This is a genomic window from Actinomycetes bacterium, from assembly GCA_036000965.1.
In the GTDB taxonomy this organism is placed as follows: domain Bacteria; phylum Actinomycetota; class CALGFH01; order CALGFH01; family CALGFH01; genus DASYUT01.
In genome coordinates, this window is record DASYUT010000044.1 from 1 (window position 1) to 13,193 (window position 13,193).

Here is a 13,193-nt window from a genome sequence, read left to right on the forward strand (position 1 = left end):
GTCCGCAGGCGGACGAGCTGATCCCGGCTCGGCGGCGGGTTGGTGCGGATGCCGGGGACCGGCAGAGGCAGGTAGCGGGTGGCCTGGCGGGCGAGCACCGCGGGGTCGACCGCCGGGCGGCCGGCCGGCACCCACAGGTCGCCGAACAGCAGGTCCGGGCTGCCGGTGCAGGTGTAGAAGTACCACTGACCCTGCTCGCCCTGATGGCTGATGTCGCCGCTGGTCGGCAGCCGCTCTGGCACGTACCTGCACGAGATCCCGCCGCTACCGCCGGCCGTAGTGATCCCGCCGGACGCACCGGGGGTTCCGACCGTCACACTTACCCCGCCCGGGTCTTGGCCGAACCTCGGGTCGTCGGCGCGGGCTGCGGTCGGGATCCCCAGCAACAGCCCCAGCACGACCAGGATCGTCAGCCTGCGCATACCTCCGCCTTCCGTGTGGCCCTGGCGACCTTCCAGGTCCCGTCCACCAGCACAAGGCGCATCACCGAGCCGGTCGGCTCGTGGCCGGCCGCTCCCGAAGCACGCCCGTCTTGGCGTCGCGACGAAGAAACCGGCTGGTGTCGGTGCAGTCCTCCAGCAGGGCCGTGGTCCCGCGCAGCTCGGCCACCCGAGGATCGAGCTTGACGGTCCCGCGGCTGACCAGCCCCAGCGTCTTCAGCGCCCGGTAGTGGCCGCGGACCGCGGCCAGCGCCGCCCCGGTCGCGTGGTCGTCCAGCCGCGGCGAGCGCCAGTCGGCGGTTTTGCCGGCCGCGATGATGTCGCCCCAATAGGCCCGGTAGGCGGCCAGCACGGCCGCCTCGGCGCTCGCGGTAGTCGACGTCGGCGCCGACGAAGTCGACGAGGCCACCTGCGTGGACGTGGTCGCTGAACCCGCATCGGTCCTCGCCGGTGAACTGCAGGCGGCCAGCATGGCAGCAAGCCCAAGCGCGAGCCCTATGAGCGCTTGGCGGACCAGTCGGCTGAGGGGGCCTGGCACGACCGTCACCATCCGTACGCTGTTCCCGCCATGAGGACTACTGACGGCTACTTACGGACACGGCCCGGAAACGTACTACGAGGACGAAGAACGCGCAGCCCAATAACGCCGCAACAGCCCAAGTTCACCAAAATGTTACGGTCAACCCAAGCCAGCAATGCGGGCGCGAGGCGACCATCGCCCTGATGGAGTGAGCGAGCGTCGGCGCTCAGCGGTGCTTGTCGGGCTGTCGGGCGTCGCCCCGCTCGCCGGCCGTGGCTCGTTCGCCGTCCCGCTCGGGCACCTCGTGGCGTTGTGCGTGGCGGTCATGCGCTGATCGCGCCGGCCTTCGGCCTGTGGCCGCAGCCTGTGGCCGCGACACTCGAGGTGGTCCTCGACGAGTTCGGTCAAGATCCAGGTGGCGGGCGAGGCCGCAGGGCGTCATCCGCCTGCGGGCGGCTGCTGCCTGGCTTACCCGGCGCGGTGACGAGTTCGTCGGGGCGGCGGGCACCCCCCGACCGACCAGGATCTGCCCTGAGCAGGTCGCCATGCAGAGGCCACGAGTAGGAGCATTCAAGCGGCATAGCGCTGAAGGGACCGTGATGGCGGAAGGGACCTCGCGTGCGCTGGCCGCTGACGCTGCTCGGCTGGCGCGCCTGCAGCCTGCGCCAACAGGTGTTACCCGGATGGTGCTTGACACCGACGCCGCAAACGAGATCGACGACCAGTTCGCACTCGCCTATGCCGTCTTGTCCCCGGAGCGGATCGAGGTTGAGGCGGTCTATGCCGCTCCCTTCCATGGCGGACGTTCCCGCGGTCCGGAGGACGGGATGCTGAAGAGCTATGACGAGGTCCGGCGGGTGCTTGACCGGCTGGGGTGCCGTGACGACCCGCGCGTGCACAAAGGGTCGCGGACCTGGCTGCCCGGACCAGATCGGCCGGCCGCGAGCCCGGCTGCCGAGGACCTGATCGCGCGCGCAACCGGCGGCGACGAACCGCTGTATGTGGTGGCGATCGGCGCGCCGACCAACGTGGCCTCGGCGATCCTGACGGCACCCGAGATCATCGATCGGATCGTGGTGGTGTGGCTTGGCGGCAACCCGACCTACTGGCATCGCGCGGTCGAGTTCAACGTCTACCAGGACATGCATGCCTCCCGGGTGCTGTTCGAGTGCGGGGTTGCGCTCGTCCACGTCCCCTGCGTCAACGTGACCGAGCACCTTCGGACGACCCGGGCGGAGATCGACCAGTTCGTTCGGGGCCGCGGCGAGATCGGGGACTATCTGGCCGACCTCTTCGCCGGTTACTACCGCGACCACTTCGCCCGGTCGAAGGCACTGTGGGATCTGGGTCCCGTCGCGTGGCTGGTCAACCCTGCCTGGCTGCCGACGATGGCGATCCACAGTCCCATCCTGACCGCAGATGGAACCTGGAGTCATGACGCCGCTCGACACCTGATCGGTGAGGTCCGCTCCGTCGACCGCGACGCGGTCTTCGGCGACCTGTTCACCAAGCTGGATCTGATAGGGAGGCACTCGCCGGCCACGCCGTCGTAGCAGGATAGTGCCTCGACCGTGACGAACCGCGGCATTCTCATCAGGCGCCAGGGAACGCCGCCCGCTGCCGCGAAGCCGGCAGCAGGCGAGGGTCAACGCTGTCGCCGCCGAAGCCGTCTCGATGAGACGGCGTCTTGGTCCCATCCTCGTGGGAACCCGTTAGCCCAGCACGCCAACCTGTTCGGCGAGGGCGCGCAGCTCGGCGGGGAGGATGGGGTGCTGGCGCTGCAGCAGGTAGCGGAGCAGCTCGCGAGCCAGCGGCTGGTAGCGGACCTCCTCCGGCGCCAGCCGCCCGGCCTGCAGCAGGCTGGCCGCGGCCGCGGCATCCCTCCCGGTCTGTGTGTGGGCTCGGGCCACGTCGATGGCGTGCCGCGCGCGCCGTGCCAGCGATGGGAGCGGGGCGGGGTCGACCGCCCGCGCGCGTTCCAGGGCGATGGTGCCGTCGCCGAGTTCGACCGCCACCGTCACCGCCTGGATCGCCACGGCCGTCGGCCCAAACAGGGTCCAAAGGTCGTTCCGGTCGGCGCCGAGCCGGCGCGCCACCGCCGCCGCTCTCCCCAACAGCTCGCCCACGCCCGCGCGGTCGTCCTGCACGGCGGCGGCGATCGCGGCGTCGAGCAGCAGGGCACCGAGTAGCGACAGGCGCTCGGGCGCGTCGGCATCGTCGGCGGTGACGCGATCGGCTGCGGCCAGCGCAACGTCGGTGGCCTCGCGAGGACGCCCGGAGCCGAGCAGCACGCCGGTCAGGTGCCAGACGCCCGCGGTCGTGAGCAGCGGGTCGTCAGCGTGCTCAGCGGCGGCGATGGCGCGCTCGGTGGCAACCCAGGCGAGATCGGTCTCGCCGAGCCTGGTGAGCAGGTCCGCGGTGATCTGGTAGCTCTCGGCGAGCAACCCAGAGGCTGCCCGGCGATCGTCACCGGCCGACCGGTCGGTAGCAAGCCGGACATCCTCGAGCAGCACCGGGAGGGCCGCCCCAAGCTCCACGTAACGCGCTGCCTGCCACAGCCTCCACGCCAGCGCGACGCGGGCGCGGAGATGGGGAAGCTCCCGCGGCTGGCCGCGATCCGGGGTGTCGAGCGACCCAGCCGTCACCCGCGACCGTAGGAGGGCGTCGCGGACGGCGCGCGTCCCGCCACGCCGCCCATCCGCGGCCAGCTCGAGCAGGAACGGTTGCCCGACGAGGTCCCGTACGTGTACCTGGAGGACCGCGGCAATCTTGATGAGCGTCGCCCAGCGGTCGACCGGTCGCGCGCCACCCTCCAGCGTCGCCAGCCAAGCCGGGGTCCGGCCCAGGTGACCGGCCAGCTCAGCCTGGGAAAGGCCGCGGCGGTGGCGGTAGTACGCGATACGCTCGCCGATCTGCACCTCTGGTCACTTGTGCTGCGGCACGGCGTGCTGGCGGCACCGGATCCATGGTCTGGCATGGTCGCACGCCTGGACCCTCCGGCGCGCCCGGCGCCACGCTGCCGGGCGACCGCGGCAGTCAGGCAAGCACCCCAACACGCTGGGCGAGCCCGCGCAGGTCGCGTTTGATCGATCGGCGCTCCCGCCGGAGCAGGTCGCGGACGAACTCCCGGACCATGACGTTGTAGTGGACCTCTTCCGGCGCGAGCTGCTCTGCCTCCAGCAGCGTGTGCACCGCCTCGCTGTCCTTGGCCCACTGCCCGTAGCCGCGGGCCATATCGATCAGGTGGTGGGCGCGCCGCTCCAACGACTTGACGCCGGAGGTGTCGATGCCGGCGCGCTCCACCGCGATGCCCCCGTCGCCAAGCTCGACCGGGATCGAAACCTCGTAGATCGCCACGTTCGTCGGCCCGAAGAAGGTCTGGAAGTCGTTGCGATCGACGCCCAGGCGGCGCGCCGTGGCTCGTGCCTCACCGAGCAGGTCGCGGGCGGCGGCTCGCTCCCCGGCTTGGGCAGCGGCGATGGCGGCGTTGAGGTGCAGCGAGCCCCACATCGACAAGTGCGGCGGTGACGCGACGCCAAGACCCGATTCCAGTGCGGCCGCCGCAGTCATCACGATCTCGATCGCGTCCTTGGGGCGGCCCAGGGTTTGGTAGGTCCAGCCGAGCCGCCACGCCCCGGCGGCCGCCAGCAGCGGCGCTCCCGCGCGTTCGGCGCCGACCAGGCTGCGCTCGGCGGCGATCCATGACAGGTCCGCCTCCCCGAGCTTCTTCATCAGCCCCGAGATCACCTGGTACAGCTCGGCGAGCAGGCGGAACGCCGCCGCGCGGTCGTCGGCCTCGAACGCTCGGGTCGCGGACCGAAGCTCTGCCAGCAGCACGGGGAGGATCGCTGCCAGCGCCGCGTAGTGGCAGGCATGCAACAACTGCCAAGTGTGGGCCACGTCTGGATGCAACGCAGCAAGCGCGCGAGGTTCGTCCTCGGCATCTGGCTCGAGGATGCCCGCGACGGGGTCGGGGCGTAGCAGGGCATGCCGCAGCGCAGGAAGGCCCTCGTACCCACTGCCGTTGCCGGACTTGAGGAGCGGTGGTCCCCCGAGCAGGTCACCCACCTCGACCTTCAGGACACGGGCCAGCTCGACGAGCACTGAGAGGCGGTCGATGCGCAGCACCCCGCGCTCGATCTGCGACAGCCAACTCTCCGTGCGGCCGACCAGCCCGGCGAGCACGACCTGCGACAGCCCGCGGCTGCGTCGGTAGATCGCGATGTTCTCGCCGATCCGCTTGCCGATCTCTCGTTCCATCACGGCTCTCGTCTTGCTCGCCATCGGCGCCCGGTCCGACGCCCATGATATTGGGGCTCACCGGTGCCATCAGGCTGTTGCGTTCGCGGGGGCATGGCTCAGGACCGATCAGCGTCGTCAAGGGCCTGCAGTGCCAGGTGCCAAGGAAACGCCGCGACCCTGCCCCGGCGGCGATTCGCACCGCGCGGGGGCACCTCCGAGCCGTACGGGACACGGACTTCACACGCGCGAAGCTCTCTGAGGCTCCGCGCGAACGCGGGGTGGCGGGCCTGGGCGTCGCTGACGAACGGCAGCGCGGCGATCGGGATGTCCAGCCCGAGCGCCTCGCACAGCAGCCCGGTCGCGAACGTGTCGCAGATGCCGGCCGCCCACTTGCTGACGGTGTTGAGCGTCGCCGGGGCGACGACGATGGCGTCTGCCGGTGGTAGCCCCTCGGGCTCCCCCGGCCGGTTGTACCTGGTTCGGACGGGGTGGCCGGTGCGTGCGGCGAGCTCGTCGAGATCGATAAAGGCAGTCGCGTCAGGAGTGGCGATGGCCCAGACGTCCCACTGGGCCGCCTGGGCCAATTCGACCAGCGCGCCCGCCTGACTCGCCGGAGCGGCGGCACACACGATCAGGTAGAGGACCCGCCGCCGGTCGAGATCCCTCTCCGTCACACCAGAGCTGCTTTGGTCGCTCGACACAGACACACATCCTCGGCCCGCACGCGCAGGAGTCCCGATAGTATGCCCAGCGTTGGCAGTAACCGCCGTCGACATCCCCGACGTGGGCCCAGGCGCGACAGCCGGGCGATCCACAGCCAACACAAGCCGTCGAGGCCGCTGCGGCAGTGGATGGCCTTGTCGGCTTGGACGCCAGATAGATGTCGGCATGCCTCGTGCCGCGGCGACGTCATAGGGCGGAGAGGTGGCCGACCAGCGTACGGCTGGAGCTTCATCCACGAACGTCACGTTGGATAGGGCCGCTGATCTGTGGTTGCCCTCGAAGGTGCCGCCGTAGCAGCGGATGGCGACAGGATTGTCTGGAACGGCCATCTATGGGGCACCCACAGTGTTTCTGCGGGTTGTCCGCCTGAGCCTCTCGTAGGTTGTGGCCCATGTTGGGCTATTTGGTCTTCGCATCGGCCCCGCAAGACACCAGCGCCGCCGCTCGGCATCCGCAGTCCCAAGCGCATCCAGAGGCTGGCGGGACCGGCCGCGACGCTCCGCGGGTACGGCCGCACCTCGGCAAGGGCGTCACCGGCACGCTGGATCACGACGTGTTCGGCCTTCGGGGTCTGGTCGCCCATCGGCGGCTGACGGTGGGCACGCCAGCCGACAACGCCGCCTTCCTGGCCGCGATCCGCGAGGCGCTGACATGACGGCCATCGCGGCGATGACGGAGGCGGACGACCTGGCGTTCGCGCGGCTATTAGCTGATGCCGCCGACCGCATCAGCCTGGACCTGTACCGGGATGCTGAGCTGCTGGTGGTCACCAAGCCCGACCGGACCGAGGTCAGCGAGGCGGATCGGGCCGTGGAAGCTGCGCTGCGCCGGCTGCTGCGCACCCACCGGCCCGAGCAGGGCGTGCTCGGCGGGGAGCGCGGCACCGGAGGCAGCCGGCGGGTGCGCTGGCTGCTCGACCCGGTCGACGCGACCAGCAACTTCGTCCGGGGAGTGGATTGGTGGGCCACCCTGCTCGCCTTGGAGATCGACGGCCGCGCCGAGGTGGCTATGATCTCCGCCCCGGCGATAGGGCGCCGCTGGTGGGCGACCCGCGGCCAGGGCGCCTGGACCACCGGCCCCCTGGACCCCTCCCCCCGGCCACTGGCCGTCTCGCGGGTCGATGACCTGGCCGGCGCGCATCTGGCTTACGGCCACCTGCGCCTCGATCCCTGGTTTGCCGATCTTGCCGGCCGCTGCTGGCGTGCCCGCGGGATCGGCGACTTCCTGATGTTCTGCCTGCTGGCTGAGGGCGCTGTGGACGTGGCGGTCGGGCAGAACGACGAGCGGGCATGGGAGCTGGCCGCGCCCGTGCTGCTGGTGGCCGAGGCGGGCGGCTGTGTCACCGACCTGGCTGGGCGGCCCTGGACTGAGGGCCGGGTCACCGTCGCCAGCAACCGCCTGCTGCATGCGGCGGTGCTGGCCGCCATCCCGGGGCCGGCGGGGCGAGACCCGCCACGACCTGGCCGGGACCGCGGCAGCTAAGCCCTGCCCCACTCCGAATCCTCACATCCGCGATGGCAGCCGAGCCGCTGGCCTTGCCCTGACCCGTGTCTGAACCCACCTGACCGGCAGCCAACCAAGAGGACAGCCGATCCGATGCCTGCCGCGCCCCACCGTGCCCACCGCCTGGACGATGCTGGGCTGCGCTGGCGGCTCGGCGACCAGCGACACCCCTCCGTCGCCCCGTCCCAGGGTGCGCCGGGGCTGCCTCGGCTGCCCGATCACCTGCTGGACGCGCTGGTGACCATCGCCCGAGTGGATGGCCGGCTGCACCGTTACGCCCTGCGTCATGACGTGCTGGCCGGTCTGCTCGGCCGCGACCTCGTCGCCGGCTGCGGCCACGACCTGGTCGAGCTGACCCCGCTAGGGTTGCGAGTGGTGGCCAGCGTCGGGCTGGAGCGCATCCAGCAGCAAACCGCCGCCCGCCGTAGCCGCGTTCGGACCGGTTCGGGGGGGCAGGTGCGGTGGGCTGGCTGATCGTGGCCGGGTTGGTGTTCGTCGGCGCGTTGGCGCTGCTGTCGGACCTGCGGCTGCACCACACGGTCGTCACCAGCGCGCGCATCCAGGCCATCCTGCGCCGCTCCGAGGACGACCCCACCCCATGAGGCGGCTGGTCCGTCTGGCTGTGTCGGGCTGGGCGGCGGCCGGGCTGCCGTACCTGGCGATCGGTCCCGACCACGCCCGCCACCGCCTCTGGTCGGCTGCGGCGCGCGGCGACCGGGACCCGACGGCCGGGACCGGCGCGGAGAAGCCTGGTCCCGGCGGGGCAAGGGCCGACGGCGAGGTCGAGCGCGGCTCCTTCGCCGCCGGCCACCCCCCAACCCCCTCCGGCGCGCCAGCCGACCCCATCCTGTCCGTCAGGTACCGCCGGTCAAGGCCGCCTCGGCGAGGCCGTCAAAATGCGCATGAACAGCGGCGTAGGGATGCCGCCACCGGGCGCCCACGCCCGACCGCCCCCTTCGGCTACCGGGACGCAGCGGCGGCTGGCTGGCGGTGGCGGTGTGGGGCCGAGGGCTTCTGCGCCCGCCACATCTGCCTTCCGATCTGGCGGCACATCACCGCGGCCGACGTCGACCGGGTCGCCAAAGTCGTGATCTGCCAGCTGACATCGCCGCCCGTCACGACCCACCACGCGCCCGACACGCGCAGGCCGTTAGGCGGCGTCCACCCGTGCTGAGCAGGTCGGCCGATCGAACGTAGCGGCTACTCCCAGTCGACCCACCCCATGGTGGTCTGCAGCAGGTGGTCGTAGTCGCCGCTGGTGGCCTCCGCGAAGTAGTCGTCGATCTCGTCCTGGGGCACCCCGGCGCGGCGCAGCGCACCGGCGGTGCGGCCCAGGATCGCGAACGCGTTGCCGTCCTCGCCGGACAGCTGCACCTGGACGTCGGGGTAGCGCGGCTGGTGGGGATCCTCGGGCATGGTCACCTCCGATCAGGTTGCACGTTCCCGTGGGTGGTGCCGCCGGGCACGGCCGAATCTGGGGGACCGGCCTGTCTCCGCGGCCGGTCAAGGGTTTCGTGTCCGCCGCTGCTGTGGCGCGTTCCTCTTCCCTTCACCTGCCCTGGCCGACGGCTCGCGAGTCGACGACAGTGGCGGAGACCGTTGCGTTCCCGGGCGCTCGGCGCGACGCAGCCACGCATCCACAGCCGCTCCGGGCGGGCGACGACGCCCGACCTGTCACGCTGGTAGGAGCCGGTCGTGGCTGGCCTGCCACGGCGCGTGGGCCGGTCGTGGGCCGCGCACGGCCTGGCCGGTAGCAGGGGTTGCCGGCGGCCGCCGGGGCGGCCCTCACACTGGCGCGGGTGGCCTGTCGCCGGAGCGACGACCTGGCGGCGGGTGGTGGTCACGACCATCCTCGGCGGCGGACACCCCTGGCGTGGTCGTCGATGGCGTCCCAGTCGGGGCTGTCGGTCCAGGCCGGTTCGGCGACCGGCCGCCAGCCGCGGTCGAGGGCGGTGAGCACCCGCAGTCGTTCGGGTTGGATCACGTAGGCGTAGTCGACCCAGGCGGCGCGGGCGGTGTGGTCGGTGAGCGGCGGGCGGGGTGGGTCGTGGCGGCCGCCGTGGCAGTAGCACTGGTTGCGCAGGTCCTGGGGGTCATAGCCGGGCCGGTAGCCGGGTGGGGCGTCAAAGTCGCCGTGCAGCACCGACCAGCCGGCGGGGTGCTCGTCGATCAGGTAGCGGCAGGCAGCGTCGGGGTCGCCGTCGAAGTGGCCGGTGACTGCGTCGAACAGCACCCGGCCCTGGTGGGCGGGGTAGCCGTCGTTGTGGCAGTAGGTGCCGTGGAAGCCGCCGTCGGGGCTGGGGCGGGCGATGACGGATCGGGTGCTCACAGGCTGGCGCCTCCCTGCTGAGTGCTGGTGGGCTGGCTACCAGCCGAGCTGCTTGCGGACGGTCTCGGGGAGGTAGCCGAGCTGGGCGCCCTCACCGATATGGACGACCGGGTCGTCGTCGCCGGATTGCACCTGGACGGCGGCGTGGTCGCGATCGATGGCGTACTCAAACGGCCAGGCGGGCTGCTGGGCGAGGCGGACCTCGGCGTCAGGGTCGCAGGCTTCCAGCTCTTCGATCAGGTCGACGACGGTGACCTTGTCGGCGTGCATGGGCTTCCTCCTATCCGGGGGTGGCCGCTCTGGGGATGGCCGCTGGGATGGTCGAAGTCGTGGCCGCGAGCGCGTCGACGGGCCCGAACGGGGTTCCGCGGCGGCGGAGCGCCGGCCGGGCGGGCGCTGGGGTGGTCTGGTTAGCGCACGACGGTCCCGCCGTGGCTGGCGGCCCGGCGCAGGAACTCAAGCCAGGGGATCCACCACCCGATCGGCTCGCCCTGGTCGTCTTTGGCGACTTCGGGCGCGCGGGGCAGCGCCGCGCGCAGCTCCTGGGGGGTGATGATCCATTCGTGCAGGCCCTCGAGTTTGTGCTGGGCGATCACGCGGGCGCCGCACGGGGTCGGCGGCGGCCGCGCGGTAGTCGTTCAGGAACGCTTGGAGCCCGCCGCTGGGGGTGAACGGCTGGCGGGAGTTCGAGCGCCTCGTCGTAGGCGGCCCACTCGTCGTGGCTGGTGCCGTAGGCGGCGGGCTGGGGCAGACGCGGCGGGCGGGTCGGCTGGACCGCGCCGGCCTGGCGCAACCGGTCACAGGCCAGCCGGGTGGCGGTGTTGTTGAGCTGGTAGTAGGCGCCGCCGGTGCGCAGGTAGGCATCCCAGGCGGCACGGCGGTCGGCGTGGATGGCGACCGCGCGGAGGTCGGCAGCTGCAGGGTCATCGAGCAGGGGGTCGAAGGGCTTGACGCCGTGGGCGATGAGGTCGGCGTTGCGCTGGTCGGCGAGTTCGCTGGCCGCAAGCGCCGCGTGGTAGGCGTCGTTGTGGGCGTCGCGGAGCTCGTCGGGGATGTCGACCCAGTGGAAGCTGAACGCCATGGGCATCTCCTGCTTGGCGGTAGGGCGGGCCGGCGGGTCCGGGTCGCCGGGTGGGGTCGGTGACCTGGACGCGGCGGTCGGGGCGGAGGGTGGCGGGCTGGCTGCCGGGCAGCTTGCGGAGCTGGTCGCCGGCGTCGGGCGGCATTCACAGGGTCGATCGCGAGTCCCGGAGCCACGTCGACGGCTGGCCACGGGTTGCTGTGCATCGCCGGACGGCGCCCTGGTCGCCGGGCGCGGCCGCATGGAGGGGTCGTCGGTGACGACCAGCTCCACGCGGTCGCCTTCCTCGAACCTGGTCATGCGTGCCTCCCCTCTGTCGGGGTGGGGTGCTGGGCGGGGTCGTGGGGATACCAGGCGTCGGCGAGGGCCGCCAGTCGACGGCGTGGCCCGCTCCCGCCGACCGGCAGCCAGACCGCCTCGGCGGGGCCGCGGGGGGTGAGGGGGGCGGCGGTGGCGACCCGCACGGCCGGGTGGAGCAGCACGCGGCGGGCGGCCGCCTCCCGCGCCGGGGTCGGCAGCCACACCAGTAGCGGGGTGGCGATGCCGGTGGCGTGGGCCAGGTCGGCGTAGCCGGTGAGCTTGCCGGCCAGCCGCGCGGTTGGCTCGGTGCCCCGGTCGTACTCCAGGAAGAAGTCGACCTCGCCGACGCCCTGCTCGCGCCAGCGGCCGTAGGCGTCGGGGTGGACCAGGCTGCCCCAGCGCGCCGCGCACCGCTGCGCCGGCCACCAGGCCACCAGCACCGCGCCGGGCTGCTGGCGGGCGGCGCGTGCCAGCGCGCAGAAGAACCCGTTGACGCCGACGAGGTGGGCGAGCTGCTGCGAGGCCGCCAGCGAGAGCAGCCGGTCGCGGCGCCAGCCGAGCTGCTTTCTGGTGACGCCCCGCTCGGCGGCCAGCACCGCCGCCCCGGCGGGCCCGAGGACGTAATGGTAGGGGGCGCTACCCTGCCGCCGGTGGGGACGGAAGCGGTCCACCACGCCCAGCCGATGCAGGATGACGAGCCGGTGCTCGGCGGTGTCGGTGCCGGGGAAGGCCAGGTCGGTGAGCTGGCCGGTGGTGAGCACGCGATGCTCGGCCAGCAGCCGACACAGCATCCGGTCGCGGTCGGTGAGCCGGCCGGCCAGCCTCGCCAGCCGCTGCGGGGTCGTGCGGGCCCGGGCGGGCTGGCGGGGTCGCTGGTGGGTGGGCCGGGCGGCCGGGGTGGGCGGCGGCTGGTCGGTGGTCTGGTGATCGAGGTGCTGGTGCATCCCTGCCTCCGCTGAGGTGTGAGCCGGCGACCTCCCGCGGTCGCAGCGACGTACACGGTGCTGGGTGACCGGGTGCCCGAGTGATCGGGTGGGTTGCCGGCCGCTTCGGCGGCCGGGAGCGTGGTGCGGGGCCGGCATGCGGGCGCAGGCGAAACCCTTTGAGAGGAACGCCAGCGCCCGCATGCGGAACAGCGCCACCAGTCGCGACGTCAACCGCCGCGGCACAACGCCACCGTCCAGCGGAAACGGCCTGGTGGTGGCCTCCGAGCTTGACCCGGAGGCCTACCGGCACACCGGCCCACCGCCGACATGCCGCCGACCGGATGTTGGCGTGGCCAGGACGGCTCCCCCTGCCGCTCGGCCCCGGCGGTCCATTCACCCGGATCGCGCTTGGTCGGCGGTGCGGTCGCCGGTGGCTACCAGCCGAGCTGGGTGCGGGCGGGCTCGGGCAGGTAGCCGAGCGGCTCACCCTCCCGGAGGAAGACCACCGGCCCGTCCTCCAGGTCCAGGGCGGCGGCGGGATGGTCGGGGTCGACCGCGAACTGCAGCGGCCAGCTCGGCTGGTGGGCAAGGCGAACCTCCGCATGGGGGTCGCAGTCCTCCAGCGCCTGGATCAGCGCCTCGACGGTCAGCTTGTCGCTCCAGAGCATGGGCGGCTCCTTGCTGGTGATACTGGCGGGTGGGAACCCGCGCTGGCCGCGGGAGGTGTGCGGGGTTGGCCAGCCCGCTGCGCCGACTCGGGCTGGTGGTGGTCGAGCGCGGTCATCGGGTCGTCGTCAATGGCGGCGGTCCGGCTGCGGTCGGCGATGGGCTGCGCAGAGGCCCGCGGCTGCACACCATGGGGTGGGGTGGGCATGGCCGAGCTGGTCGGCGGAGTTCTCGGTGTGATCCAGGTCGTGCTCTTTGACCAGCCCGCTCACACCTTGGGCGTGCAGCACGAAGCGCCCGGTGTCGCTGCCGATGCCGTGCTCATCAGCGAGGTGGTCCAGCAGGCTGTCGGCGGGCTCCCCGACGATGGCGGGCAGGCCGAGGACCGGGTTGGGTGGCCCGGCACCCGGCGGAGCGGGACGGACGGTGACCACGCACCGATCGGTGCGTCCGGTGACCCGTT

The 13,193-nt window shown here is 72.4% G+C and carries 19 protein-coding genes; 7 read left to right on the plus strand and 12 right to left on the minus strand.

Translation table 11 applies throughout. The features are described from left to right. Positions 1-422: hypothetical protein (locus VG276_02690; GenBank protein ID HEV8648317.1), on the minus strand; the 422-nt coding region annotated here is incomplete at its 3' end. 61 nt (positions 423-483) lie between these two features. Next, positions 484-849 (minus strand): hypothetical protein, encoded by a 366-nt coding sequence (locus VG276_02695; protein HEV8648318.1) that lies wholly within the window; start codon positions 847-849, stop codon positions 484-486. Positions 850-1,168: 319 nt separating this feature from the next. Between VG276_02695 and VG276_02700 the strand changes: the two genes are divergently transcribed. Together VG276_02700 and VG276_02705 are read left to right on the plus strand one after the other, a co-directional pair. Further along, a complete protein-coding gene (locus tag VG276_02700; GenBank protein HEV8648319.1) occupies positions 1,169-1,294 on the plus strand; it encodes a hypothetical protein in 126 nt (41 codons plus the stop codon). 265 nt (positions 1,295-1,559) lie between these two features. Then, positions 1,560-2,513, plus strand: coding sequence for a nucleoside hydrolase (locus VG276_02705; GenBank protein ID HEV8648320.1), 954 nt, complete (start codon positions 1,560-1,562; stop codon positions 2,511-2,513). A 159-nt stretch (positions 2,514-2,672) separates the two neighbouring features. Here the strand turns inward: VG276_02705 and VG276_02710 are convergent, their stop codons facing one another. The 3 genes from VG276_02710 to VG276_02720 all read right to left on the minus strand — a co-directional run bounded on the left by VG276_02710 (position 2,673) and on the right by VG276_02720 (position 5,876). Further along, positions 2,673-3,878, minus strand: coding sequence for a helix-turn-helix transcriptional regulator (locus VG276_02710; protein ID HEV8648321.1), 1,206 nt, complete (start codon positions 3,876-3,878; stop codon positions 2,673-2,675). Positions 3,879-3,996: 118 nt separating this feature from the next. Beyond that, a complete protein-coding gene (locus VG276_02715) occupies positions 3,997-5,220 on the minus strand; it encodes a helix-turn-helix transcriptional regulator (GenBank protein ID HEV8648322.1) in 1,224 nt (407 codons plus the stop codon). 98 nt (positions 5,221-5,318) lie between these two features. Next, positions 5,319-5,876 (minus strand): flavoprotein, encoded by a 558-nt coding sequence (locus VG276_02720; GenBank protein HEV8648323.1) that lies wholly within the window; start codon positions 5,874-5,876, stop codon positions 5,319-5,321. Positions 5,877-6,316: 440 nt separating this feature from the next. Between VG276_02720 and VG276_02725 the strand changes: the two genes are divergently transcribed. From VG276_02725 to VG276_02740, 4 genes are all read left to right on the plus strand, one after another. Then, positions 6,317-6,580, plus strand: coding sequence for a hypothetical protein (locus VG276_02725; GenBank protein HEV8648324.1), 264 nt, complete (start codon positions 6,317-6,319; stop codon positions 6,578-6,580). Next, positions 6,577-7,407, plus strand: a complete 831-nt coding sequence (locus VG276_02730; protein HEV8648325.1) for an inositol monophosphatase family protein — start codon at positions 6,577-6,579, stop codon at positions 7,405-7,407. The genes VG276_02725 and VG276_02730 overlap by 4 nt, the downstream gene beginning before the upstream one ends. A 114-nt stretch (positions 7,408-7,521) precedes the next feature. After that, the gene (locus VG276_02735; GenBank protein ID HEV8648326.1) at positions 7,522-7,902 is read left to right on the plus strand and encodes a hypothetical protein; all 381 of its coding nucleotides are present in this window, start codon (positions 7,522-7,524) and stop codon (positions 7,900-7,902) included. Then, complete coding sequence (locus VG276_02740) at positions 7,890-8,030, plus strand: hypothetical protein (protein HEV8648327.1); 141 nt, start codon at positions 7,890-7,892, stop codon at positions 8,028-8,030. Before VG276_02735 ends, VG276_02740 begins: the two co-directional genes overlap by 13 nt. Before the next feature lie 598 nt (positions 8,031-8,628). Here VG276_02740 and VG276_02745 read toward each other — a convergent pair. From VG276_02745 to VG276_02775, 7 genes are all read right to left on the minus strand, one after another. Continuing rightward, a complete protein-coding gene (locus tag VG276_02745; protein ID HEV8648328.1) occupies positions 8,629-8,844 on the minus strand; it encodes a hypothetical protein in 216 nt (71 codons plus the stop codon). A gap of 424 nt (positions 8,845-9,268) precedes the next feature. After that, a complete protein-coding gene (locus VG276_02750; GenBank protein ID HEV8648329.1) occupies positions 9,269-9,757 on the minus strand; it encodes a hypothetical protein in 489 nt (162 codons plus the stop codon). 36 nt (positions 9,758-9,793) lie between these two features. Then, positions 9,794-10,027, minus strand: coding sequence for a hypothetical protein (locus tag VG276_02755; protein ID HEV8648330.1), 234 nt, complete (start codon positions 10,025-10,027; stop codon positions 9,794-9,796). 140 nt (positions 10,028-10,167) lie between these two features. Further along, complete coding sequence (locus VG276_02760; protein HEV8648331.1) at positions 10,168-10,353, minus strand: hypothetical protein; 186 nt, start codon at positions 10,351-10,353, stop codon at positions 10,168-10,170. Beyond that, positions 10,350-10,838, minus strand: a complete 489-nt coding sequence (locus VG276_02765) for a hypothetical protein (GenBank protein HEV8648332.1) — start codon at positions 10,836-10,838, stop codon at positions 10,350-10,352. The genes VG276_02760 and VG276_02765 overlap by 4 nt, the downstream gene beginning before the upstream one ends. Before the next feature lie 296 nt (positions 10,839-11,134). After that, on the minus strand, positions 11,135-12,082 hold the full coding sequence (locus tag VG276_02770) for a replication-relaxation family protein (GenBank protein ID HEV8648333.1): 948 nt from the start codon (positions 12,080-12,082) through the stop codon (positions 11,135-11,137). A gap of 416 nt (positions 12,083-12,498) precedes the next feature. Further along, positions 12,499-12,732: a hypothetical protein gene (locus VG276_02775; GenBank protein ID HEV8648334.1), complete on the minus strand. Its 234-nt coding sequence runs from the start codon at positions 12,730-12,732 to the stop codon at positions 12,499-12,501. Positions 12,733-12,936: 204 nt separating this feature from the next. Here VG276_02775 and VG276_02780 point away from each other — a divergent pair. Continuing rightward, a partial coding sequence (locus VG276_02780) for a hypothetical protein (protein ID HEV8648335.1) occupies positions 12,937-13,193 on the plus strand: 257 nt, incomplete at its 3' end.

Coding starts and splice junctions, on each gene's coding strand:
- VG276_02705 (HEV8648320.1), top strand. CDS start 1,560: ATGGCGGAAGGGACCTCGCGTGCGCTGGCCGCTGACGCTGCTCGGCTG.
- VG276_02715 (HEV8648322.1), bottom strand. CDS start 5,220: ATGGAACGAGAGATCGGCAAGCGGATCGGCGAGAACATCGCGATCTAC.
- VG276_02725 (HEV8648324.1), top strand. CDS start 6,317: ATGTTGGGCTATTTGGTCTTCGCATCGGCCCCGCAAGACACCAGCGCC.
- VG276_02730 (HEV8648325.1), top strand. CDS start 6,577: ATGACGGCCATCGCGGCGATGACGGAGGCGGACGACCTGGCGTTCGCG.
- VG276_02735 (HEV8648326.1), top strand. CDS start 7,522: ATGCCTGCCGCGCCCCACCGTGCCCACCGCCTGGACGATGCTGGGCTG.
- VG276_02745 (HEV8648328.1), bottom strand. CDS start 8,844: ATGCCCGAGGATCCCCACCAGCCGCGCTACCCCGACGTCCAGGTGCAG.
- VG276_02755 (HEV8648330.1), bottom strand. CDS start 10,027: ATGCACGCCGACAAGGTCACCGTCGTCGACCTGATCGAAGAGCTGGAA.
- VG276_02765 (HEV8648332.1), bottom strand. CDS start 10,838: ATGGCGTTCAGCTTCCACTGGGTCGACATCCCCGACGAGCTCCGCGAC.
- VG276_02770 (HEV8648333.1), bottom strand. CDS start 12,082: ATGCACCAGCACCTCGATCACCAGACCACCGACCAGCCGCCGCCCACC.
- VG276_02775 (HEV8648334.1), bottom strand. CDS start 12,732: ATGCTCTGGAGCGACAAGCTGACCGTCGAGGCGCTGATCCAGGCGCTG.